Here is a 552-nt window from a genome sequence, read left to right as displayed (position 1 = left end):
TTCTCTACCTGACCACCTGTGTCGGTTTGGGGTACGATTAATGATAATCTAGAGCTTAGAGGCTTTTCCTGGAAGCGGGGCATGAGCTACTTCATCACCGTAGTGACTCGTCATCAGACCTCAGCATTAGTGAACCGGATTTGCCTAATTCACCTGCCTACATCCTTAAACCGGGACAACCGTCGCCCGGATAGCCTAGCCTTCTCCGTCCCCCCATCGCAATTATCACCAGTACAGGAATATTAACCTGTTTCCCATCGACTACGCATTTCTGCCTCGCCTTAGGGGTCGACTCACCCTGCCCCGATTAACGTTGGACAGGAACCCTTGGTCTTCCGGCGTGCGGGTTTTTCACCCGCATTATCGTTACTTATGTCAGCATTCGCACTTCTGATACCTCCAGCATGCCTCACAGCACACCTTCGCAGGCTTACAGAACGCTCCCCTACCCAACAACATCTAAATGTCGCTGCCGCAGCTTCGGTGCATGGTTTAGCCCCGTTACATCTTCCGCGCAGGCCGACTCGACCAGTGAGCTATTACGCTTTCTTT

At 52.4% G+C, this 552-nt stretch carries 1 rRNA gene; it reads right to left on the bottom strand.

The features are described from left to right. Positions 1–552: ribosomal RNA gene (locus SC428_RS22150) — 23S ribosomal RNA — on the bottom strand; the annotation flags it as partial.

The organism is Providencia sp. 2023EL-00965, assembly GCF_033550225.1.
GTDB lineage: Bacteria > Pseudomonadota > Gammaproteobacteria > Enterobacterales > Enterobacteriaceae > Providencia > Providencia manganoxydans.
This window is presented reverse-complemented; position numbering and strand designations above follow the sequence as displayed.